Source organism: Iodobacter violaceini (assembly GCF_011601265.1).
GTDB classification, from domain to species: domain Bacteria; phylum Pseudomonadota; class Gammaproteobacteria; order Burkholderiales; family Chitinibacteraceae; genus Iodobacter; species Iodobacter violaceini.
In genome coordinates this window covers 480,881-500,476 of sequence record NZ_JAAOLX010000001.1, presented here as the reverse complement: position 1 = coordinate 500,476, position 19,596 = coordinate 480,881, and the positions used below count along the sequence as shown (strand labels likewise).

25 protein-coding genes and 1 tRNA gene are annotated in these 19,596 nt (G+C 51.3%); 12 read left to right on the top strand and 14 right to left on the bottom strand.

What is annotated here, in order from left to right:
• Nucleotides 1–62 precede the first annotated feature (62 nt).
• A complete protein-coding gene (locus HA050_RS02175; protein WP_166821475.1) occupies nt 63–239 on the bottom strand; it encodes a hypothetical protein in 177 nt (58 codons plus the stop codon).
• On the opposite strand from HA050_RS02175, the gene thrS reads away from it, so the two are divergent.
• The 9 genes from thrS (at nt 238) to HA050_RS02130 (ending at nt 7,836) form a co-directional block, all read left to right on the top strand.
• Nucleotides 238–2,142: a threonine--tRNA ligase gene (thrS, locus tag HA050_RS02170; RefSeq protein ID WP_166821473.1), complete on the top strand. Its 1,905-nt coding sequence runs from the start codon at nt 238–240 to the stop codon at nt 2,140–2,142. The two genes, HA050_RS02175 and thrS, sit on opposite strands and share 2 nt — an antisense overlap.
• A gap of 29 nt (nt 2,143–2,171) precedes the next feature.
• The gene (infC, locus tag HA050_RS02165) at nt 2,172–2,717 is read left to right on the top strand and encodes a translation initiation factor IF-3 (RefSeq protein WP_099398121.1); all 546 of its coding nucleotides are present in this window, start codon (nt 2,172–2,174) and stop codon (nt 2,715–2,717) included.
• Nucleotides 2,718–2,884: 167 nt separating this feature from the next.
• The gene (gene rpmI, locus HA050_RS02160; protein ID WP_099398122.1) at nt 2,885–3,082 is read left to right on the top strand and encodes a 50S ribosomal protein L35; all 198 of its coding nucleotides are present in this window, start codon (nt 2,885–2,887) and stop codon (nt 3,080–3,082) included.
• 16 nt (nt 3,083–3,098) lie between these two features.
• A complete protein-coding gene (gene rplT / locus HA050_RS02155) occupies nt 3,099–3,458 on the top strand; it encodes a 50S ribosomal protein L20 (RefSeq protein ID WP_099398123.1) in 360 nt (119 codons plus the stop codon).
• Between the two features lie 139 nt (nt 3,459–3,597).
• Nucleotides 3,598–4,584 (top strand): phenylalanine--tRNA ligase subunit alpha, encoded by a 987-nt coding sequence (gene pheS, locus HA050_RS02150; RefSeq protein WP_166821470.1) that lies wholly within the window; start codon nt 3,598–3,600, stop codon nt 4,582–4,584.
• A 104-nt stretch (nt 4,585–4,688) separates the two neighbouring features.
• Nucleotides 4,689–7,043: a phenylalanine--tRNA ligase subunit beta gene (gene pheT, locus HA050_RS02145; protein ID WP_166821467.1), complete on the top strand. Its 2,355-nt coding sequence runs from the start codon at nt 4,689–4,691 to the stop codon at nt 7,041–7,043.
• 29 nt (nt 7,044–7,072) lie between these two features.
• Entirely contained in the window at nt 7,073–7,390 is a 318-nt protein-coding gene (locus HA050_RS02140) for an integration host factor subunit alpha (RefSeq protein ID WP_046352592.1), read from the top strand.
• Entirely contained in the window at nt 7,356–7,721 is a 366-nt protein-coding gene (locus HA050_RS02135; protein WP_166821464.1) for a MerR family transcriptional regulator, read from the top strand. Before HA050_RS02140 ends, HA050_RS02135 begins: the two co-directional genes overlap by 35 nt.
• A gap of 38 nt (nt 7,722–7,759) precedes the next feature.
• Nucleotides 7,760–7,836, top strand: a tRNA-Pro gene (locus HA050_RS02130).
• A 28-nt stretch (nt 7,837–7,864) separates the two neighbouring features.
• Here the strand turns inward: HA050_RS02130 and HA050_RS02125 are convergent.
• The 7 genes from HA050_RS02125 to HA050_RS02100 all read right to left on the bottom strand — a co-directional run bounded on the left by HA050_RS02125 (nt 7,865) and on the right by HA050_RS02100 (nt 12,705).
• A complete protein-coding gene (locus HA050_RS02125) occupies nt 7,865–8,803 on the bottom strand; it encodes a tyrosine-type recombinase/integrase (protein WP_240928948.1) in 939 nt (312 codons plus the stop codon).
• A 95-nt stretch (nt 8,804–8,898) separates the two neighbouring features.
• Entirely contained in the window at nt 8,899–9,300 is a 402-nt protein-coding gene (locus HA050_RS22035) for a hypothetical protein (protein ID WP_240928947.1), read from the bottom strand.
• Between the two features lie 12 nt (nt 9,301–9,312).
• Nucleotides 9,313–9,552: a hypothetical protein gene (locus tag HA050_RS02120; protein WP_166821458.1), complete on the bottom strand. Its 240-nt coding sequence runs from the start codon at nt 9,550–9,552 to the stop codon at nt 9,313–9,315.
• 87 nt (nt 9,553–9,639) lie between these two features.
• The gene (locus HA050_RS02115; RefSeq protein WP_166821455.1) at nt 9,640–11,550 is read right to left on the bottom strand and encodes a replication endonuclease; all 1,911 of its coding nucleotides are present in this window, start codon (nt 11,548–11,550) and stop codon (nt 9,640–9,642) included.
• The gene (locus tag HA050_RS02110; RefSeq protein ID WP_166821452.1) at nt 11,547–12,005 is read right to left on the bottom strand and encodes a hypothetical protein; all 459 of its coding nucleotides are present in this window, start codon (nt 12,003–12,005) and stop codon (nt 11,547–11,549) included. Before HA050_RS02110 ends, HA050_RS02115 begins: the two co-directional genes overlap by 4 nt.
• An 80-nt stretch (nt 12,006–12,085) precedes the next feature.
• The gene (locus tag HA050_RS02105; protein WP_166821449.1) at nt 12,086–12,337 is read right to left on the bottom strand and encodes a hypothetical protein; all 252 of its coding nucleotides are present in this window, start codon (nt 12,335–12,337) and stop codon (nt 12,086–12,088) included.
• A 110-nt stretch (nt 12,338–12,447) separates the two neighbouring features.
• Complete coding sequence (locus HA050_RS02100; protein ID WP_166821447.1) at nt 12,448–12,705, bottom strand: hypothetical protein; 258 nt, start codon at nt 12,703–12,705, stop codon at nt 12,448–12,450.
• A gap of 28 nt (nt 12,706–12,733) precedes the next feature.
• Between HA050_RS02100 and HA050_RS02095 the strand changes: the two genes are divergently transcribed.
• The 3 genes from HA050_RS02095 to HA050_RS02085 all read left to right on the top strand — a co-directional run bounded on the left by HA050_RS02095 (nt 12,734) and on the right by HA050_RS02085 (nt 14,340).
• Nucleotides 12,734–13,234, top strand: coding sequence for a helix-turn-helix domain-containing protein (locus HA050_RS02095; RefSeq protein WP_166821444.1), 501 nt, complete (start codon nt 12,734–12,736; stop codon nt 13,232–13,234).
• Nucleotides 13,235–13,723: 489 nt separating this feature from the next.
• On the top strand, nt 13,724–13,906 hold the full coding sequence (locus HA050_RS02090; protein ID WP_166821441.1) for a type II toxin-antitoxin system HicA family toxin: 183 nt from the start codon (nt 13,724–13,726) through the stop codon (nt 13,904–13,906).
• Nucleotides 13,907–13,941: 35 nt separating this feature from the next.
• The gene (locus tag HA050_RS02085; RefSeq protein ID WP_166821438.1) at nt 13,942–14,340 is read left to right on the top strand and encodes a type II toxin-antitoxin system HicB family antitoxin; all 399 of its coding nucleotides are present in this window, start codon (nt 13,942–13,944) and stop codon (nt 14,338–14,340) included.
• A gap of 62 nt (nt 14,341–14,402) precedes the next feature.
• Here HA050_RS02085 and HA050_RS02080 read toward each other — a convergent pair whose 3' ends face one another.
• From HA050_RS02080 to HA050_RS02055, 6 genes are read right to left on the bottom strand one after another with little or no spacing between them, the layout of a single operon-like run.
• The gene (locus HA050_RS02080) at nt 14,403–15,458 is read right to left on the bottom strand and encodes a phage late control D family protein (RefSeq protein ID WP_166821435.1); all 1,056 of its coding nucleotides are present in this window, start codon (nt 15,456–15,458) and stop codon (nt 14,403–14,405) included.
• The gene (locus HA050_RS02075) at nt 15,455–15,865 is read right to left on the bottom strand and encodes a phage tail protein (RefSeq protein ID WP_166821432.1); all 411 of its coding nucleotides are present in this window, start codon (nt 15,863–15,865) and stop codon (nt 15,455–15,457) included. Before HA050_RS02075 ends, HA050_RS02080 begins: the two co-directional genes overlap by 4 nt.
• Nucleotides 15,865–18,447, bottom strand: coding sequence for a phage tail tape measure protein (locus HA050_RS02070; RefSeq protein WP_166821429.1), 2,583 nt, complete (start codon nt 18,445–18,447; stop codon nt 15,865–15,867). The genes HA050_RS02075 and HA050_RS02070 overlap by 1 nt, the downstream gene beginning before the upstream one ends.
• On the bottom strand, nt 18,447–19,160 hold the full coding sequence (locus tag HA050_RS02065; protein ID WP_166821426.1) for a DNA-methyltransferase: 714 nt from the start codon (nt 19,158–19,160) through the stop codon (nt 18,447–18,449). Before HA050_RS02065 ends, HA050_RS02070 begins: the two co-directional genes overlap by 1 nt.
• On the bottom strand, nt 19,157–19,279 hold the full coding sequence (locus HA050_RS02060; RefSeq protein WP_166821423.1) for a GpE family phage tail protein: 123 nt from the start codon (nt 19,277–19,279) through the stop codon (nt 19,157–19,159). Before HA050_RS02060 ends, HA050_RS02065 begins: the two co-directional genes overlap by 4 nt.
• 8 nt (nt 19,280–19,287) lie before the next feature.
• Nucleotides 19,288–19,593 (bottom strand): phage tail assembly protein, encoded by a 306-nt coding sequence (locus tag HA050_RS02055; protein ID WP_166821420.1) that lies wholly within the window; start codon nt 19,591–19,593, stop codon nt 19,288–19,290.
• Nucleotides 19,594–19,596: the final 3 nt, after the last annotated feature.

Sequence of the window (19,596 nt, the reverse complement as noted above, 5' to 3'; positions counted from 1 at the left end):
TTTATCGGTTATGATTAGCAAGAAAAATCATAACCGTACTTCAAGGAGTTAAGCCCCATGAATCAAACGAGCACCACCACAGAATAACTCTGGCGGCGTGTGCGCGGGGCTTGATTTATAAAAAGTGCGGCGTAAGCCGCACTTTTTTTTCGTTCATTTTTTACAGCATCTGTTACTGTTTGTTTTCTTTTTGAAAGCCTTCTAACCTTATCTAAAACGCGCAGCACAGGATAAAACATGCCTATCGTGACCCTGCCAGACGGCTCTGAACGACAATTCGACGCCCCGCTTACCGTGGGTGATGTAGCAGCCAGTATCGGTGCGGGCCTTGCTCGTGCTGCATTGGCGGGTAAGGTTGATGGTCAGCTGGTTGATACCAGCTATCTCATTGATCGTGATATTCAATTGGCGATTATTACGGATAAGGATGCAGAGGGTTTAGAGATTCTCCGTCACTCTGCGGCTCACTTATTAGCGTATGCAGTAAAGCAGCTCTTTCCTGATGCGCAAGCCACAATTGGTCCTGTGATCGAAAACGGTTTTTACTACGATTTCGCCTATAAGCGCCCGTTTACGCCTGAAGATTTGGTCGCTATTGAAAAGAAAATGATCGAATTGGCGAAAAAAGACATTCCGGTTGAGCGCTACGAGCAATCCCGTGATGAGGCGGTTGCCTACTTTAAATCGATCGGTGAGGCTTATAAGGCTGAGATCATTGAGTCAATTCCGTCAGATCAAGTGTTGAGCCTGTATCGCGAGGGTGAATTTACTGACCTTTGCCGAGGCCCGCATGTGCCATCTACCGGCAAGTTAAAAGTATTTAAGCTGATGAAGGTTGCTGGTGCTTACTGGCGCGGTGACAGCAAAAATGAAATGCTGACCCGTATTTACGGTACCGCATGGGCAAAAAAAGATGAGCTTGAGCAGTATCTGCATATGCTTGAGGAGTCAGAAAAGCGCGATCACCGTAAAATTGGTAAGCAGCTTGATTTATTTCATATGCAAGAAGAAGCGCCGGGTATGGTGTTCTGGCATCCTAAGGGTTGGGCGCTGTGGCAGTCGATTGAGCAATATATGCGTAAAAAGCTCGATCAGCATGGCTATCAGGAAATCCGTACGCCAATGGTGATGGATCGCAGTCTGTGGGAAAAATCGGGTCATTGGGAAAACTACCATGATGCGATGTTTACTACAGAGTCAGAAAAGCGTGATTACGCTGTAAAACCAATGAATTGCCCGGGGCATATTCAGGTCTTCAATCAGGGGTTGCGCTCCTATCGCGATTTACCATTGCGTTTTTCAGAATTTGGTTCTTGCCATCGAAATGAGCCTTCAGGCTCCTTGCACGGCATTATGCGGGTGCGTGGTTTTGTGCAGGATGATGCACACATCTTCTGTACCGAAGAGCAGGTTCAGTCTGAGGCCGCCTCGTTTATCGATTTGCTGCAAGAGGTTTATGCAGACTTTGGTTTTAATGAAATTCTGGTCAAGCTTTCCACTCGTCCGGAAAAACGTGTCGGAACTGAAGAAAGCTGGGATCATGCCGAGGCCGCACTGGCAGCAGCACTGGATTCCAAAGGGTTGGCTTTCGAGTATCAGCCGGGCGAAGGTGCGTTTTACGGCCCGAAAATTGAGTTTTCTTTAAAAGATTGTCTGGGTCGCGTGTGGCAATGTGGTACTTTACAGATCGACCCGAATTTGCCGGAGCGTTTAGGCGCGGAGTATGTCGGTGAAGATAATGCAAAGCATCGCCCATTAATGCTGCATCGCGCAGTGTTAGGCTCGATGGAGCGTTTTATTGGTATCCTGATCGAAAATCATGCGGGTGCATTTCCTGTTTGGCTTGCGCCAACACAGCTTGTGGTCTTGAATATTTCAGATGCACAGCGTGAATATGCCGTAGAAGTGTGCGAAAAACTCAAGTCCTTAGGCTTTAGGGCTCAGGCGGACTTGAGAAATGAGAAGATTACCTATAAAATCCGCGAGCATAGTCTGCAGCGTCTTCCTTATCAGCTCATTGTGGGCGATAAAGAGAAAGAGGCAGGCCTAGTGGCCGTGCGGAACCGCAGTGGTGAAGACTTGGGGCAGTTAACGATTGAGGCGCTTGTTGAGCGTCTTAAATCGGAAATGCCTAAAGTTTAATCGTGGGCTGTCGCCGGTTTTGATTTTGAATGACTTGGAGAATCACAATAGCTTCTCAGGATAAAGAACCACGGATTAACGGTGAAATCACCGCTCGTGAGTTACGTTTGCAGGGTGTGGATGGCGAGCAGCTTGGTATCGTCAGCCTTTCCGAGGCTTTGGCTCTGGCCGAAGAGGCCAATGTTGATCTGGTGGAAATCGCACCAACAGCACAGCCACCTGTTTGCCGTATTATGGATTACGGCAAATTTAAGTATCAGGACGCGAAAAAGAAACACGCCGCCAAGCAGAACCAGAAGCAGGTCCAGGTCAAGGAAATCAAGTTCCGCCCGGGTACGGACGAGAACGATTACCAGATCAAACTGCGTAATCTGACCCGCTTCCTCGCCGATGGCGATAAAGCAAAGATTACTTTGCGCTTCCGTGGCCGCGAAATGGCTCACCAGGAAATCGGTATGGCTCAGCTGAAACGTGTTGAAGCTGATCTTGGCGATTTGGTTGTGGTTGAGCAATATCCGCGTCTGGAAGGGCGTCAAATGGTGATGATGCTGGCTCCTAAAAAGAAAGCCGCTTAATTTCCCTTTGTAAAACGACCGGGCTAGCGGCTGCGCCTGGTAAGGCTGGTTGTTTGTTTAAAACCAGCCAGCAGCCGTAATAAAAGCGTGGTGGCAGGTATTAAGTGCAGAGCGGGCAACCGCTATGGCGCCTGTCGCCCTATCTAACTCAGTAGTAGGAGTTCATCATGCCTAAGATGAAGACCAAGAGCAGCGCTAAAAAGCGCTTCAAGGTTCTCGGTGGTGGTGGCGTTAAGCGTAGTCACGCTTTCAAGCGTCACATCTTAACCAAGAAAACCACTAAGACTAAGCGCCAGCTGCGCGGTACAAGTATGGTCGATGCGTCGAACATGCCTTCTGTCCGTGCAATGTTGCCCTACGCATAACTAAAGGAAAAGACTCATGCCTCGCGTTAAACGTGGTGTTACAGCTCGTGCCCGTCATAAAAAGATCCTCGCTCTGGCCAAAGGCTACCGTGGTCGTCGTAAAAATGTCTATCGTGTAGCCAAACAGGCTGTCATGAAGGCAGGTCAATACGCTTACCGTGACCGTCGTCAGAAGAAGCGTCAGTTCCGTCGCCTATGGATTGCGCGTATCAACGCTGCTTCCCGTGAGTGTGGTCTGGCCTACAGCCGTTTCATGAACGGTCTGAAGAAAGCTGGTATTGAAGTTGACCGTAAGGTTCTCGCTGATATGGCTATCTTTGACAAACCAGCTTTTGCTCAGTTTGTTGAAGTTGCTAAGGCGAAACTAGCCGCCTAATCGGCTGGTCGACAAGAGGGGGAGGCTTCTGGCCTCCCTTTTTTATTCCTTTGGTTTATCCAAGGGGGTGCTTTTGCTGATTTTCTTTATTGGTATGTCAGCTAAAGCAAAACAATTTGCCTGAGATTGCCGCAAGATCATGGTTGATAACGTACAAGCGATTCTGGAAAAAGGCCTGGCTGCATTAAATGCAACCAATGACCCGAACGAACTTGAAAATGCCAAGGCGCAATTTATTGGCAAGCAGGGCGAGATTTCTGCGCTCTTAAAACAGTTAGCCACCTTGCCGCCCGAAGAAAAAAAATCTTTTGGTGCAATTGTTAATCAGGCTAAGCAAGCTTTTGAAGCATCACTAAATACTCGTCGTGAAGCCATTGCTAATGAAAAATTAGCAAAGCAGCTGGCGGCTGAAGCACTTGATATCACTCTGCCAGGCCGTGGCCTTGCTGCAGGTGGTTTGCATCCGGTGACTAAGGTGCGTGAGCGCATCGAAGCATTGTTTCACTCTATGGGTTTCGCAGTGGCCGATGGCCCCGAAATCGAAACAGATTTTTATAATTTTGAAGCCTTGAATCTGCCGCCGGATCATCCTGCCCGCGGCATGCAAGACACCTTTTATGTAGAAGGTGGTGAAGTGTTGCGCACGCATACTTCCCCGATTCAAGCGCGTTACATGGAAAGCCACGAGCCGCCGATTAAAATTATCGCGCCGGGCCGGGTTTACCGTGTTGATTCTGATGCCACACACTCGCCAATGTTCCATCAGATGGAAGGCTTGTGGGTTGATCAGGATGTCTCCTTTGCCGATTTAAAAAGCGTGATTGTTAGCTTTCTGCGTCAGTTCTTTGAACGTGATGATCTGGAAGTGCGCTTTCGCCCCTCTTTCTTCCCCTTTACTGAGCCTTCGGCTGAGATCGACGTAAAGTGGTCTAAGGGCTGGATGGAAGTGGGCGGTTGCGGCATGGTGCACCCCAATGTGCTGAAGAATGTAGGTATTGATAGCGAAAAATTCACCGGCTTTGCATTTGGTATTGGCCTGGATCGTTTCGCGATGCTGTATTACGGTGTAAATGATTTACGCCTCTTCTTCGAGAACGATATTTCCTTCCTCGAACAGTTCAAGTAATAAGTTGAAAAGTGGCGCAGCTAAAGCAGTTCTTTAAAGAGAGCTGTTCTGGCTGGCTTTCTACAGCGGATGTTGTACCGTCCGCGCATCTGTAGGTGCGAGTGATGAAATTTTCTGAACAATGGTTGCGTAGCTGGGTGAACCCGGCACTAAATTCTGAGCAGCTGGCCCATTTATTAACAATGGCCGGTTTAGAAGTAGAAGAAAATGACCCTGCTGCCCCTGAGTTTACTCAAGTGTTTGTGGCAGAGGTGTTGTCTGTTACCAAGCATGAAAACGCCGACAAACTGAATGTTTGCAGCGTAAATGTAGGTGAGGCTGAGCCACTGCAAATCGTGTGCGGCGCACCGAATGTGGCTCCAGGCATTAAAGTGCCTTGCGCCCGCGTGGGGGCTGCTTTGCCTGGCGATTTTAATATCAAAAAAGCCAAGGTTCGCGGCGTTGAATCCTTCGGTATGCTGTGTTCTGGCGATGAATTAGGTATGCCAAGCGATGTTGACGGCCTGATGATTTTGCCAAGCGACGCGCCTGTTGGCATGCCGATTCGCGAATACTTGCAGCTTGATGATCGCTTGCTGACTTTAAAGCTCACTCCAAACCGCACTGATTGCCTGTCGATTAAAGGCATTGCGCGCGAAGTGGCTGCTTTAACGGATGCCGTGCTTCATCCGGTTGAAATTAAAGCCGTCGTTCCAGCCTGTGACGATGTGATTGCCGTATCACTCAATGCGGGCGCAGCATGCCCTCGTTACGCTGGGCGTGTAATCAAAAATGTAAATCAAGCTGCTGTGACTCCAGATTGGATGAAGCAACGCTTAGAGCGCTCAGGTTTACGTACTGTCTCGGCGATTGTTGACGTAACAAACTACGTCTTGCTGGAGCTTGGCCAGCCAATGCACGCCTTTGACGCTGATAAGCTGCAAGGTGGTATTCAGGCACGCTTTGCTCAGCAGGGCGAAAAAATTACGCTGCTGAATGAAAAAGAGTTGATGCTTGAAGCCGATATGCTGGTGATTGCCGATGCTGCTCAGCCCTTAGCACTGGCAGGTATTATGGGTGGTTTAGCATCGTCTGTAGTGGCTGGCACACAAAATATCTTTTTAGAATCCGCTTTCTTTGCGCCAGGCACGATCGCAGGCCGCTCTCGTCGCGTGGGTTTCAGCTCAGACAGTTCGCATCGTTTTGAACGCGGTATCGACTTTGCCAATGTGGTGAATGCACTTGAGCGCGCTACACAGCTGATTCTGGATATCTGCGGCGGTGAAGCTGGCCCGGTTACAGAAGCAAAGGCTGAGCTGCCAGCTCGCCCGGCTGTGGCCTTGCGTGTATCGCGCGTGGCTAAAGTTTTGGGTATTCAGCTATCCGCAGATGAAATCCTTGCCTTGCTGGCTCGTCTGGCTTTGCCAACATCGCTTGCTGGCGATGTGATTACTGTGACGCCTCCTTCTTTCCGGTTTGATATCGAAATCGAAGAAGATCTGATCGAAGAAATTGCCCGCCTGTTTGGCTACGACAATATTCCTGTTGCACCTTCAGCATCGCGTCAGGTGATGCTGCCGCAGCAGGGCGATCGCCGTGCAAAAGCCGCACTGAAATCAATTATGGTGGCTCGCGACTATTTCGAAGCCATCAGCTACGCCTTTGTTGAAGAAAAATGGGAAGCCGATTTTGCGGGCAATACCTGCCCGGTGAAATTGCTTAACCCTATCGCCAGCCAGATGAGCGTGATGCGCTCCAGCCTGTTTGGTGGCCTGATCTGCGCATTGCAAGGCAACCAAAAGCGTAAGCAAGAACGTGTGCGCCTGTTTGAGCTGGCCCGCGTATTTAATGGTACGGCCGCTGATGCCCAGCCAGAGAAAATCGCTGGTCTGGCATGGGGCCACCGCTGCGCCGAGCAATGGGGCATAGCTAAGCAACATGTTGATTTTTATGATGTAAAAGCCGATGTAGAAGCACTGCTTGCTCCGCGTAAAGCAGACTTCCGCCGAAGCGAACATCCAGCCCTGCATCCTGGCCGCGCTGCCGAAGTATTACTGAACGGTATCGTGGTTGGAGTGATTGGCGAGCTGCATCCTAAATGGGTGCAATCGTACGATTTAGGCACAGCGCCCATCTTGTTTGAATTGGATGTGGAAACGCTTGTAAGTGTTGAAATGCTTACAGCTAAGCCAGTATCCAAGCTACAAGTTGTTCGCCGTGACCTTGCCTTACTGGCAGATGAAAGCTTGTCTGTGGCAACACTGCAAGCCGCATTTGCCAAGCTGAAAAAACCGCTCCTAGTAGCATCAGAAGTGTTTGATGTCTACCGTGGAAAAGGTGTTCCAGAAGGTAAAAAAAGCCTTGCTTTCAAGATGTTAATGCAAGATACTCACAAAACTCTTACTGATGAGGAAGTCGACGCTGTAGTCGCGGATATGATCCGTGCTGCCGAAGCAAGCGGTGCGACGCTGAGAGTCTAATGCTAATGCAGTATACCCCCACTACAATGATGACGCTTACTAAAGCTGACTTGGCCGATATGTTGTTCGACAAGGTTGGTTTAAATAAGCGTGAAGCCAAAGACATGGTCGAAGCCTTCTTTGAGGAAATCCGCACGTCTCTTTCAGAGGGCGATTCGGTAAAACTCTCCGGTTTTGGCAATTTTCAGCTCAGAGACAAGCCACAACGTCCTGGGCGTAATCCTAAAACAGGCGAAGAAATCCCAATCTCCGCCCGGCGCGTGGTTACTTTCCACGCCAGTCAAAAGCTGAAGGGAATGGTCGAAAGTCACTATGCAAAGCACCAGCCTCGTCATACCGACCAGTGATCTGCCTTCAATCCCCGCGAAACGCTACTTCACCATCGGTGAAGTTAGCGAGCTCTGCGGTGTAAAACCGCATGTGCTGCGTTACTGGGAGCAGGAATTCACGCAATTAAAGCCGGTAAAGCGGCGCGGAAACCGACGCTACTATCAGCACCATGAAGTGCTGCTGGTGCGCAGAATCCGCTCTTTACTTTACGAGCAAGGCTTTACCATCAGCGGCGCCCGCAACCAGTTGTCAGCACTCCGGGGAGATGCTGATGGCGTGGAAGAGGGCGCAACAGTGACAGAATTACGTCATGAATTAGAAGCACTACTTGCCTGGTTGGATGACTAGCCAGGCAAGGGGACGTAAGGTATAATACGCCCTGAGTTCGGAATGTGGCGCAGCCCGGTAGCGCACTTGCATGGGGTGCAAGGGGTCGGAGGTTCGAATCCTCTCATTCCGACCAACTTAAGTATTTGATTAAAGGCCGCTTTTTAAGTGGCCTTTTTTCTTTTTGTACTTCTGATAAGGGTCAGTGCGGGAGTTTTGCGGGACAGGTCTTCTGTCACCTTGTTTGCGGCATCTATCAGCTGGCTTAATTCAGCCGCAGAATAGTGTGTTGTGACATTTCCATTTGTATGGCCTAGCAACACTTGCCGGTCTTCATGGCTTACACCAGCCGCCCGTAAGCGTCGGCCAAAGGTGTGCTTTAAGTCATGCACCCTCACATTGGCGAGTCCTTCACAGAAAGGCCGCTTAGTTTCTTCTGCCATCCGCTCTGCTGCCCTGTTTCTTGCTTTACGCCAGGCGTGATCATTCATTCTCGCAAGGCACCGGCCTTCGTATGGGAATACCCATTCCTCATCAATTCCGCGTTGATTGCTTATAACCTGTTTTGCCATCTCATTTAAAATGATCACTCGGTCATCTCCATTTTTTACACCGCGTGCGCCATCTCTTCCGCCAAAATTCCAAGGCACTACAAAAACGCTGGTATTTAATTCCGGGATTTTTACTTCCCATTCCCAGCGCAATTTGCAGACCTCTTGTTCCCGTACTCCAACATTCACTTTAAACAATGCCATTCTCTTTAAATGCTCTGGCAGTTCTAACATTAAATATCGCTGCTCATCAAAATTAAGAGGGTAGGGCTCGCGGGCGGTTTCTTTTTCATTTAGCTTGGCAATCATTGGAGGTGAATCAAGCCATGTCATCCCGTGCTCATCGCGCCAACTGCGAGAGGCCAGATTTAATACCCGGATAACTTTCTCTAAGGCCATATTGATGGTTCGATGGCTAACCCCCTGTAATAGGCGGGCCTCAATAAATGCGGCTAATGTCCCGTCGTGTAATTTATTTAATGGGCAATTACCAATAAATGGATCCAGCTGAGAAAAAATGAGGGCTGTTAATTTAATAGAAGGTTGCTCCAAATTATCCCGCAAGTATTTCGTTGCGGCTTCCCGCCAGATCCGCTCTGGCCGAATGCCATAAACCGTGGCATTACGGATTGCCTCTAACCTGTGGATTAAGTAGCTTTCTGCTTCTTCCCTGTCGCCAGTGCCAGTGCTTTCGCAAAGTCGTCCGTACCCCTTAATTTGTTTGTCGATGTGCCAGGCACCTGACCGGAGCGTAAGACCGGTGATATTCTTTCTTGCCATGTTGAGATCTCTTTATGTTGTCTTTCTACGGGGCCTGTTTTCGGAATATTGGCAGCTGGTACTCGGCAGCCATTGATACGCTGAAAGCCGACGTCTTGTTTGTATTGCGTCACCCATTCATCCAAGTCGAGACGGTCAAATGCGACGCCTTGAATGCCGATAGGAACGGCGACCACATTAGGCTCGACTGTCTTTGTAAACTCGTTTTTATTCATGCCCAGATAGGCAGGGGCATCGCTTTTACGGATAAGCCTTGGGAGGATTTGCATAGAAGTGTCCTTTTATCGGCCTGCAATGCGCTGGGCTTTTTGTTTGGTGGCGTTATGCCCTTGCCAGTCCCTGGCGCACTCTTCGCAGCAGAACACCGCATCATTGACAGCGACCGCGCTGCACCAGCGGCATTCCCCGCTGGGCAGAGGGGTTTTATCTTTGCTTAGCTTTGCATTGACGTAGTGGGCTGCGATGGCGTTGCAGCGCATCAGCTCGGATACGTCGCTGGCTTGGTCTATCTTGTCGCTCATGGTTCAGATTCCTGTTCAGATCGATGAATGATTCAGCTGCTTACGTCGGGCTGGATGCGGCAGGCGTAGCAGGGCCTTGGTCGTGCTTTAAATTTTGTTTTTGGCGTCGATATAGGCCTGAGCACCGTACTTCTGGGCGTTGATTCTTGCCCGTTCACTCAGATCCGGCGGGGCCTTCTCTTTTCTTATGCCTTTATCATTAAGTGCCTGATCCAAAGTGCTAGAAACAGTTAAAGCCACATGACCTAGGGTCGAAGGCTTCGCCCTCTCCCTACGCTTGCGCTTCGCTTCAGCGGCAAAGGCCACCCCTAAAAACACGGCTTCTTGTTTCTGCTTTTGGGCGCGCTTCATTTCGGCCACTTCGTGCGGGCTGTATTCAATATGCGATGCGCCCTTAAATGGGCCTTTTTGGGCCTGGCAAGTTTTACCCAGCCGGGCTTTGCCTTTAGCTCCCCATTGCACCTTCCAGCCTTCCTTATGGGTGAGCACCTGGCCACGCTGGCTTTTTACGCCGCAAATAACAGCAACCACTTCGCCGTAGCCGTTGATTTGTTCGCGCTTTACCAGCTCCAGCGGATCGTTTTCCATGGCGACCATATAGGCTCTGAAGTCGCCCTTGTCTGCGGCGTCCCATGCGCTGCCCAAAATGCGGGTAGGGCAAACGATCTGGCCATCAAGATGTAAGTCGCGTAAAGCAGTGAGCGGGGCCAGTACATCGGCGCGGCCTGACCGCATGGCCTTCATGGCTTCGGTAATACATGGCTGCAGATTGCCGTCGATTAGTCCCTTGGCGGCTTCAGCAATGGCCGGCTCTTTATCCAGCGCAATCAGTTGCTCTAACAGGGTTTCGGCGTCTTTGCGCACGCGGCGGGATTCGCGGTAAGGCGTGACCGGCGCGGTGCCAAACATCTGAAACTGACGACGGCCTAAAATACGCGCCCAGACCGTTGCACGCTGTGCGCCGCTGATGGCACTCATGCCCGCCTCGGTATCGCCGTCTACTTTGTAGCCGTCGATATTTTTGGCGATGTAGGCGATGGCATAGGCCACAGCGGCGTAAACCATATCCTGGCCTTTGCGGGGTTTGATGGCGTCGATTTTTACGCGGACTTTTTGGGCGTTTTTTTCGTTGGGTTCGGCTTGCAGATATTTATCCCGGATGATCTTCAGGGCTTCGCTGGCGTGCTGCGGTTTCACAAAAAAGATTAAGTGCCAGTGCGGGGTGCCGTCTTTGTGTGGCTCTAAGGTGCGCAGCCCCATAAAATCAATTTCGGCTTTGCTAAATTGGGTACGGCATTGCGCCCAGCATTGGGTCAAATAGCTGGCGGTTTGTTGTTGGCTGTAGCCATTCCATTTCTTATTGAGGATCAGCTTTAAGTGCGGTTTTTCGCCAACGCTGGTGCAGCGGTGATAACAGCCTGGCGCCGTCAGCGTGATGGCATAAGCGCGGTAGCCCATTTCTTGCGCTCGTTCGGCCATGCCCTTCATGCGGACAATTAACTCAGTGCGCTTGTTCTTGCCGTTGGCCATGCTGCCTGCCAGTACATTAGCCATATCGATCACTTCACCATCGGGCGAAATAGCCACCGCTTCGGCCATGGCCACCGCGCTTTGTTGGGCACGGATCACCATCCGTTCTAAATTCCATGGGCTGACATAAGCCTGATCTTTACCCATGCCGATACCGTAGGAATAAGCACGGGCTTCGGCGGCGCGGATAGCGAGGGTACGCAAGCGCTTACTCCACCACTTATCTGACTTGATCCGCGCGGCCAGCTCCAGCACATAACGGCGCTGGGACGGTTTCATCTTCTTATATTCAAGGTGCTTTACGCCGTGCTCGGGTAATACGATCCAGCCACGCGCCACCACCATTTCTAGCAATTCCAGCGGCTCTTCGATATTTGAGCAACGGACAGCAAATTCTTTGGCCTTGGCGCGGCACTCGCTATCTGTGGCGGTTTCCAGCCATGCTTGTAAATTGAATTTAGGATTCATTGCGCAGTGGCCTTGGCATACCACGCGTTTTGCAGCGTGGTTTCGCCTTCTGCGATGACACTACCCAGCAAGCCGCGTATCTGTTTCAACTTGGCGGATTCACGGGGCAGATCAAATTGATTCAGGCGGGCCATTCGGGCATGGATGGCCGCGTCGGCTTTTTGTGCCCAGGCGAGTAAATCGGCCAGCTCTTGGTTTTCTGCCTGGTTTAATACCGGCAAAGGCTTGCGCTGTGGTTTCAGTGTGGCGAGGACTTCTTCACCGTCATCCGCATAGATAAAAGCAGGGCGCTCTTGTTTTACTTCTGGCAAAGGCATGGCTGGGGAGTTTCTGACCATGGCTAAAACCCGGCTTCGCGCATCAACATTGATCTTTGTTGCCACACAACGCTTAGGTTCTAAAGCGCTGACTGGTAAATCAATCCTTGCTTGTAACTGCTTTGCGAGAGCGGCCATGTTTTATCCAGACGTGACAAAGCCCCAGCGGCTGTTAAACAGGCGCGGGAAGGCTTAGATAAAAGGGGGATTACTTCGGGTTAAAGCGCGAGGGTGAGTTGCTGTTCTTTAAACTTTGGATCATTAGAAGGAGGAAAGTCAGTCCATTTAAAGACTTCATGATCTTCGCTGTACTTGGCGACCCTGGCCTCTGTGATCTGGAAGCCTACTTTTAGCCTGGCGCCACAGCATCGGCAGCCGATTTGGGCGGTAGTGGCTGTTGGAGTAATCCGGACGCTGGTTCGCGTATGCGTTTTAGAATTACAGTATGGGCAATGAATCTCTACGGCCATGATGATTACTCCAAAGCTAACAAAAATTACAAAAGCAAAAGGCAGAGCCACAAACGACTACCATTCGTCGGGCAAAACGCTTATATTTCTTAGCGTTACTTAAACGGTCATTAAGCGGCTGCCGTATGTTCATTGCAGATTAAGGCCATTCCTTCTTGGCTTTCATGTTCCTCTTCGGGGATTTCAATCCCGCGAAATGCGAGTCCATCGATGACAAGCATTCGGCACATTGCAGCTTCAGATCTAATATCTTTCTTGGCCATACCGCAGATCAGAGATAGCTCTGCAGGGCTTAATCGCAAACGGATACCTCGCTTGCTTAATATGCCGCGAGGTTGCCTCGGCGTTACCTGACTGGATTCATTCATTAATCTGCTACCATTAGAAGGACTTAGAGTGTCTTTATGTGACGCAAGAAAATTTATAAATCAATTATCGGCAGATTTCGTTATGTTGTCAAACAAAGAAGAACGATATCTTCGTATTTCGAGCCGTTTGCGTGAAGAAAGAAAGCGTCTGGGGTTGTCTCAAGCAGATCTTGCAAACGCACTAGATATCTCAGTTCGAGCCTATGGTGGCTATGAAAAGGCTCAGGTTATAGCCCCTCTTTCGGTATTAGTTACCCTTGAGGATTTAGGTGCAGATACGCACTACATTGTTTCTGGCGAGCGCTCTTTGTCTAAGCTTTCACCTGAAGATGATCAATTGTTGAGTGCCTTCCGATCTGCGACCGCAGAAGCTCAGTCTGCGATCCTCGCTGCTGCTACTGCCTTATCTGGTGCAGGTACTGTAGGTAAAAAGCCAAAGCCAGCGGCAACACAGATTTTTCACGGGGAAGTTGGTCAGACGATTACCGGTGATATCAATGCCAAACAGACATTTAACTTTAAAAAATAGATGAATGTAAAAATGTATGGCTAATTCTGACTGGAGTATCAGTTGAATGAAAAAACCCGCAATTTTGCGGGTTTTTTTATGGCTGGATGAAGATGAAAGATCAATCATTCTTGGGTGAGGTTGGCATAGTTACAGGTCAGGAAATCAATATTAAACACGCTTATTTTTATACCTCCGCGTCACCACGTTTACTCTTAGCTGCATGTGTAATTCTGTCTTTTGCTCTCGGAGTAGTGACGGGTAGGGACTATTTGCCTGTACGGTATTCTTCGGGGGATCAGCCCGCCATGACAGAGCAAAAGGATGACCCTCTGGTACTGACAATCAATGCGAGTTCTGCTGTTTAAATTCTCAGTAAACTGAAGGCCTATATTTGAGGGGCTTAGTTTTTCTTGTGGCGGATAGATTTAAGTTAATAACTCCGGAGTTATTGACTTGTTTGCATTTGGGGTTATAATAACTCCATCAGCAATAAGGAAGGCCAGTTGAATGACGAGTACAGAACTTATAAAACTGCTGATGACTGATGGTTGGTACAAAGTTGCAACGAAGGGGAGCCATCATCAATACAAACACCCCACGAAGCAGGGGCGAGTTACTGTTCCACACTCTAAGAAAGATTTACCAATCGGAACGATTAACAGTATTAAGAAACAAGCTGGCCTGAAGTAGGGCCGGTTTTTTTCCTGACAGTATTGGAGCTAAAAATGTTTTATCCCATTGCAATTGAGTTAGGCGATGATCAGCACGCATTTGGCGTTATTGTTCCTGATTTACCTGGCTGCTTTTCAGCTGGTGAAACATTGGATGAAGCCATCAGTAACGCGAAAGAGGCTATTTCTTTGCACTTGGAAGGACTAGCTGAAGATGAAGATGCAATCCCTGAAGGGAGTATGGTTGCTGCTCATGTTGGTAAGCCAGAATATGCAGGTTTTATATGGGGCGTTGTTGAGATAGATGTCTCGCGCTACTTAGGTAAGGCTGAAAAAATCAATGTGACCTTACCCGGCTTATTAATTCATCGTATTGATGCCCGCACAAAAAACCGTAGCGGCTGGCTGGCAGAGGCTGCGATTGAGAAAATCGCCCGAGAAGCACACGCTTAAGAATTGATCGTTTTAAAATGATCTGAATAGAAGAACGGCGGCCAGATGGTCGCCGTTTTTGTTTATCCGTCTACCTCACTAGCCTTCACTTCCAGCTCCAAAGCCGTGGTGTAGCCGCTATCGGTCAGGCTATGCGTGGCGCGGCTGATGATCCAGTCTTGCTTGTCGATGATGGGCTTAAAGCCTGAAACGCTGGCGGGTAGTTCGGGGAAGAGTTCGGGGCGGCCATAGGCGAGGGTGATTGAGAACTGAGCCACGCCGCGCTGCAGTTTTTCCCACTCTGCTTTTGCGGCCCGTTCGGCGTTGGTTTTGCTGGCGTAAACGTGTCTTAGGGTTTTGACGTTATCGTCTGCGCCTTGGATGACTTCACCTTGCCCAGGGCCTGCTTTTTTCCTGGGTTTGCGTTTTACGGTGGTGGTTTCTTTCCTGGCCGTTTTGGTGTTTTGCCATGCGGCTTTCACGCCGCTATATGCGCCCCGGTCTGCAATGCCAAAGCGGTGACTATCCCCAGACTGGCGCGTAATCAGCACCTTACCCAGGGGCTGGCCGCTGGCCGTGGTGGCCTGACCTGCTTTCATAAACAGCAGGTTGCTGTCTTTGACCGTGGCAATGGCGTCAAACATTTTAGCGAGGCGGCTTAAAAAGCTGGCGTCGCTTTCGCTGGTTTGATCGATGTGGCTAATGGCTTGCCCGGCTAAGTCTGGCCCGATCCGGTGCTGGATCTTGTTTTGTTTGGCGATGGTTTCCACAATCGCCCCCACGGTGGTTTGATGCCAGGAGCGCTCTTTCTTAACCGACAAGCCCGCGCGTAAATCGGCACTGCGGGCGCGGATGGTGAGCTGATCCGGTGCGCCGCTGTGTTCGACTTCATCGACGGTATATTGGCCCTTATCGACCAAGCCGCTATCCGACCAGCCCAGCGACACGCTGACAACGGCCCCGCGTGGCGGGATTTCCAGCCGGCCGTCGCTATCGTCCAGCGTAATATCCAGCTGGTCCGCTTCAAAGCCGCGATTGTCTGTCAGGTTAACCGACACCAGCCGGTCGTTCACCAGCTTAGTAATATCCTTGCTGCCGACTAAGATTTTAAAGCGCGGGGCTTTGTGGCCTTCATTCATTGCAACAGGCCCATGATGGTTTCGAGCGGGTCGGATGTGATCCGCTTCAGGCTTAAGTTAAATTCAATTTTGCGGGCTGAGCCGTTCTTGTAAAACAGGCTGCGGGTGGTTTTGATGGATTCGATCACGTACTCGCCATAAATCCAGCCGGTGCCTTCAATTAAAAAATATTCCTCCCCTGTATCGGCCATTTCTTCCAGCGCCAGCAAAGATACCTCGCCCGCATTCAGTTCTTCATACAACACGCCGCTGAGCGCGATGGTTTCCGCATCTGGCCCTAAAAACTGATTAGCCGGGCCGATACCAATTCGCGTCTGGTTGGCGTGCCGCCATGACTTTGACTGCTCTAAAGTTTGGTAAGGGGCGCTGGCCAGCTCAAATACAAACATACCTAAGACCATCATCATCAGTCGCTGTCTCCTAAGCGTGAACGGTTACGCGCCTGCTTCAGGCGGTCGGCTTTGGCGATTTCTTGCGCGACCAGTTGCGCCAGTGCCTGTTCGTTCATCCCTGGCGCGGCATTGATCGTGATTTGGATTGATGGCGCTTGGCTGTAACTGGCTTGTGCAGACATGGGCGGGCGCTGATCCAGTTGGATATCGGCCATGGCTCCCAAGCTGGTGCCGCCAATCATCAGGCCACTTGCAGCGGTCGCCATTTTGCGGGCCATGTTTTTAATGGTATCGAGTGGCGCTTGCTGGCTGTCGCTTAAGCCTTTGTCCAAACCTGCGACGGTATGCCGCCCGATCTGAGCAAACACGCGGGAGGGCGAGTGGATATCAAGCGCTTTTTGTACTGGTTCGGGCAGCATTTTGGCCAGCTCGTAGAACTTGCCTTTTAACCAGTCCCATTTACCGGCAATGCCTTGCCATAAGCCGTCGACCATCATCTGGCCATAGCCGGTAAAGGTGGCGGGGAGTTCCAGGCCAAACCAGCTGAAGACCTTGGCAAAGGCGCTGTAAAACAAACCCAGCGGCGACCAATTGAGGATTAAAGCGCCGATCCCTGAAATGCCACCATTAAACGCTTCTTTGATCTGATCCCACAGGCCACCAAAGAAGGCCTTAATCGGCTCCCAATATTTGTAAATCAACAGGGCGGCAAGGGCGATACCCGTGACCAACAGGCCGACAGGATTCATCAGCAGGGCGCGGCCCATAAATAGTGCGGCATTGCCGGCCAGGCTTAAAGCACCGGTCAACAGGCCATAACTCCATGTGGCGGCTTTGGCTAACACTGAGCCAATACCCATTTGAATATTCATCGTGGTCAGGGCAAACCGAACCATGGCAAAGGGGCCTAACAGTGCCGCTGCGGCCAGGGCTAAGCCGCCCAGAATCGCCACAATAGCAGCAGCGGATACGCTGACTTTAACCAGTGTCGCGGCCAGCTCTGGGTTGGCCTTCATCCATTCGCCTGTTTTACGGATAACGTCGGTGATATTTTGCAGCAGCTCGCGCAGGGGGCTGTTGCTGCCTTCAAACATTTCAATGCCCACATCTTCCCAGGCGGATTGCAGCGTCTTGATATCGCCCGCCGCGTTGTCGCTCATGGTGGCTGCATTTTTACTGGCTTCTCCGGCGGATTGTCTGAGGGTGGCAATCAGTTCTTGCAGCTTGCCGCTACCGGCTTGTGCGGTCAGCACTTGCAAGGCGCTGAAGGCTTCTTCACCGGCAATATGCTTAAAGTATCCGGCCCGCTGGGCGTTCCCCATGTTTTTAGTTTTTGCTTCCAGCTCGGCAAGGATGGTCGGCAGGTCGCGCAGATTGCCTTTAGCGTCTTTGGCCTGCAGTCCCAGCTCTTTCATGGCGTCTGCGGCCATTTTTGGCGGGGCTGACAAGCGGGACATAATGGCGCGTAAAGCCGTACCACCCATACTGGCCTGAATCCCCGCGTCACCCAGCTTGCCGGTCATGGCGGCGGCGGTTTCCAGATCCACGCCCAGGCCGGCAGCAACCGGCGCGGCGTATTTCATGGTTTCGGCCAGCATTCTTAAATCCACATTCGAGCGCGTGAACGTGCCGACCAGCACATCGCCTGCACGGCCCATCTGTTCTGCGTTCAGCTTAAAGCCGGTCAGAATATTAGAGGCCATATCGGCAGCGGCGGGCAGTTCTACCCGTCCGGCCTTGGCTAAATCGAGCACACCGGGCATGGCTTTTTGAATCGCGGTCGGATCAAAGCCTGCCATGGCTAAATAGCCTTGCCCCTGTGCGGCTTCGTTGGCGGTAAAGCTGGTAGCTGCGCCTAATTCCCGCGCCTGTTTGCGTAAAGCGGCAAGCTGCGGGCCGTTTTTATCCAGCCGGGTGAGTGCCTGTACGCTGGACATTTCCGCGCCAAAGTCTAAGCCCGGACCCATCACCCGCTTAGCCGCATACAGCGCACCGCCGCCCGCAACGGCCATACCCGCACCGGCTCCCGCCAGATTGTTTCTGGCGTTCATGCTTCGGTCGTAAGTCGCCCGGGCGGCGTGCTGGTGCTGCATCTGCCGGCCTAAGCGTTCCAGCTGCTGTTGTTCTCTTTGCAGTGCGGCGCTGGTGCTGGTGGCGTTTTGTCGTAACTCGCGCTGATGCTGGGACAGATTGCGCGTAGAAATACCCGCCGCATTTAAGGAGGTGCGCAGGCTTTGTTGCCGGTTAACCAGCTGAGTGTGGCGGGCGGCCAGTTCCGCTGCTTCTTTTTTAGCGCGGTTAAATTCTGCGCTCATTTGCCGGGTTGGATGGGCCGTGGCGGCGAGACTTCTGCCCAGCGCGGTGGCGCGTTCCTGGGCTGCTTTCATGTGCTGCGAGGTCTGGGCGGTATCGCGGGTCAGCTTTTTAAACGAGTCAATCTGGCCCTGGGTTTTATCCAGTGCTTTCATTTTGTTTTTAAGTTCGCTGACTTGTCTGGCTACTGCCTTGCTTTGATTCAGTACCCCTTTAAACGGCGCGGTAAATTGATCAATTGCTTTTAACACCACTTCTAATCGTAAATTTCGCGCCGCGCTCATTAGTGCTCCTGTGCCAATCGTTCTAAGGCAATATTTTTGTATTCCTCGCTTAACTCACAGCCCAGCCAGTCGTAGCCTTCCAATTCCGCCGCCAGCAAGGTCGAGCCTGATCCGGCGAAAGGGTCCAGAATTAAACCGCCTGGCTCGCAGATCTTGATCAGATCGCGCATTAAGTCGGTGGGCTTGCCGGTGATATGGAACTTGTCTTTTTGTTTGACCACTTCCTTATAAACACCGCGCAATACGCCCACATCGCGGGCCAGTGGCATATCGCCCTTACTGCCCCACACAATGTATTCAGCCTGATTCCTAAAGCGGCCCATTTGTGGCCGCACGCCTTCGCCCTTGTCCCAGACGGCAATGCCGCGCCAGGTAAAGCCCGCAACCTGCAAGGCGTCGGTGGTCAGCGGCAATTGTCGCCAGTCGGTAAACAGGCAAATGGGTGCGCCGTCTTTCATGACGCGCAGGCATTCAGACAACCACAGCGTCATCCAGCGCAGGTGGGCGCGTTGGTCGCGGTGATCGCCGGTAAATTCAGGGTATTTGCGGACGGTGTCGTTGTTTTGGTATTTCTCGCTTGTGCTGCGGTTTTTAGAGCCGATGTGTAAGCCGCCCGAGGCGTAAGGCGGATCAGTGATCAGCGCATCAACCCGGGCGGCGGGGAGGGATTCTAAGAAGGGCAGGCAGTCGCCTTGGTGGAGGATATTTTTCATGTGTTGTTTTCTGGGTTGTATCGTTTGCGCGCTTCTTCGCGCCATTCCATAAGATCCGATACCGACATGTCGTCCATCGCCGCCGGGGGCCAATGGAACACCATGGCGATATCGGCCATGGCTGAATTTACGCTTGCGGGTAGTCCGCTTTGGCGTCCTTCGGCAATAAAAAACCGGCGGTAATCCCGGCCAATTGCAGCAGGTCGGCGGGGTCCAGATTGCGAACGTCCTGCTCGGTGAGCGCAGGGTCTGAAATACGCGGCAATACCCGGGTGATGGCTTCCACATCCATCTGCAGTAAGTCGCCCAGCTTTACACCACGCAATGCGCCGCTTTTGGGTTTGATCAGCGTAATACGGCTAATCGTTTGATCGCCGCGCGTGATGGGGGTATCGAGTTCGACGGTGTTTGGGTTTTTTTCTTGAACATTCATTTT

Excerpts from the sequence above, each read along its gene's own strand:
- rplT (WP_099398123.1), top strand. The coding sequence starts at position 3,099 with ATGCCTCGCGTTAAACGTGGTGTTACAGCTCGTGCCCGTCATAAAAAG.
- pheT (WP_166821467.1), top strand. The coding sequence starts at position 4,689 with ATGAAATTTTCTGAACAATGGTTGCGTAGCTGGGTGAACCCGGCACTA.
- HA050_RS02055 (WP_166821420.1), bottom strand. The coding sequence starts at position 19,593 with ATGAATGTTCAAGAAAAAAACCCAAACACCGTCGAACTCGATACCCCC.
- HA050_RS22035 (WP_240928947.1), bottom strand. The coding sequence starts at position 9,300 with ATGCAAATCCTCCCAAGGCTTATCCGTAAAAGCGATGCCCCTGCCTAT.
- HA050_RS02140 (WP_046352592.1), top strand. The coding sequence starts at position 7,073 with ATGACGCTTACTAAAGCTGACTTGGCCGATATGTTGTTCGACAAGGTT.
- HA050_RS02135 (WP_166821464.1), top strand. The coding sequence starts at position 7,356 with ATGCAAAGCACCAGCCTCGTCATACCGACCAGTGATCTGCCTTCAATC.
- thrS (WP_166821473.1), top strand. The coding sequence starts at position 238 with ATGCCTATCGTGACCCTGCCAGACGGCTCTGAACGACAATTCGACGCC.
- HA050_RS02105 (WP_166821449.1), bottom strand. The coding sequence starts at position 12,337 with ATGGCCGTAGAGATTCATTGCCCATACTGTAATTCTAAAACGCATACG.
- rpmI (WP_099398122.1), top strand. The coding sequence starts at position 2,885 with ATGCCTAAGATGAAGACCAAGAGCAGCGCTAAAAAGCGCTTCAAGGTT.
- infC (WP_099398121.1), top strand. The coding sequence starts at position 2,172 with ATGACTTGGAGAATCACAATAGCTTCTCAGGATAAAGAACCACGGATT.
- HA050_RS02090 (WP_166821441.1), top strand. The coding sequence starts at position 13,724 with ATGACGAGTACAGAACTTATAAAACTGCTGATGACTGATGGTTGGTAC.
- HA050_RS02070 (WP_166821429.1), bottom strand. The coding sequence starts at position 18,447 with ATGAGCGCGGCGCGAAATTTACGATTAGAAGTGGTGTTAAAAGCAATT.
- HA050_RS02080 (WP_166821435.1), bottom strand. The coding sequence starts at position 15,458 with ATGAATGAAGGCCACAAAGCCCCGCGCTTTAAAATCTTAGTCGGCAGC.
- HA050_RS02120 (WP_166821458.1), bottom strand. The coding sequence starts at position 9,552 with ATGAGCGACAAGATAGACCAAGCCAGCGACGTATCCGAGCTGATGCGC.
- HA050_RS02175 (WP_166821475.1), bottom strand. The coding sequence starts at position 239 with ATGTTTTATCCTGTGCTGCGCGTTTTAGATAAGGTTAGAAGGCTTTCA.
- HA050_RS02100 (WP_166821447.1), bottom strand. The coding sequence starts at position 12,705 with ATGAATGAATCCAGTCAGGTAACGCCGAGGCAACCTCGCGGCATATTA.
- HA050_RS02110 (WP_166821452.1), bottom strand. The coding sequence starts at position 12,005 with ATGGCCGCTCTCGCAAAGCAGTTACAAGCAAGGATTGATTTACCAGTC.
- HA050_RS02060 (WP_166821423.1), bottom strand. The coding sequence starts at position 19,279 with ATGGCCGATATCGCCATGGTGTTCCATTGGCCCCCGGCGGCGATGGAC.
- HA050_RS02115 (WP_166821455.1), bottom strand. The coding sequence starts at position 11,550 with ATGAATCCTAAATTCAATTTACAAGCATGGCTGGAAACCGCCACAGAT.
- HA050_RS02085 (WP_166821438.1), top strand. The coding sequence starts at position 13,942 with ATGTTTTATCCCATTGCAATTGAGTTAGGCGATGATCAGCACGCATTT.
- HA050_RS02065 (WP_166821426.1), bottom strand. The coding sequence starts at position 19,160 with ATGAAAAATATCCTCCACCAAGGCGACTGCCTGCCCTTCTTAGAATCC.
- HA050_RS02075 (WP_166821432.1), bottom strand. The coding sequence starts at position 15,865 with ATGATGATGGTCTTAGGTATGTTTGTATTTGAGCTGGCCAGCGCCCCT.
- pheS (WP_166821470.1), top strand. The coding sequence starts at position 3,598 with ATGGTTGATAACGTACAAGCGATTCTGGAAAAAGGCCTGGCTGCATTA.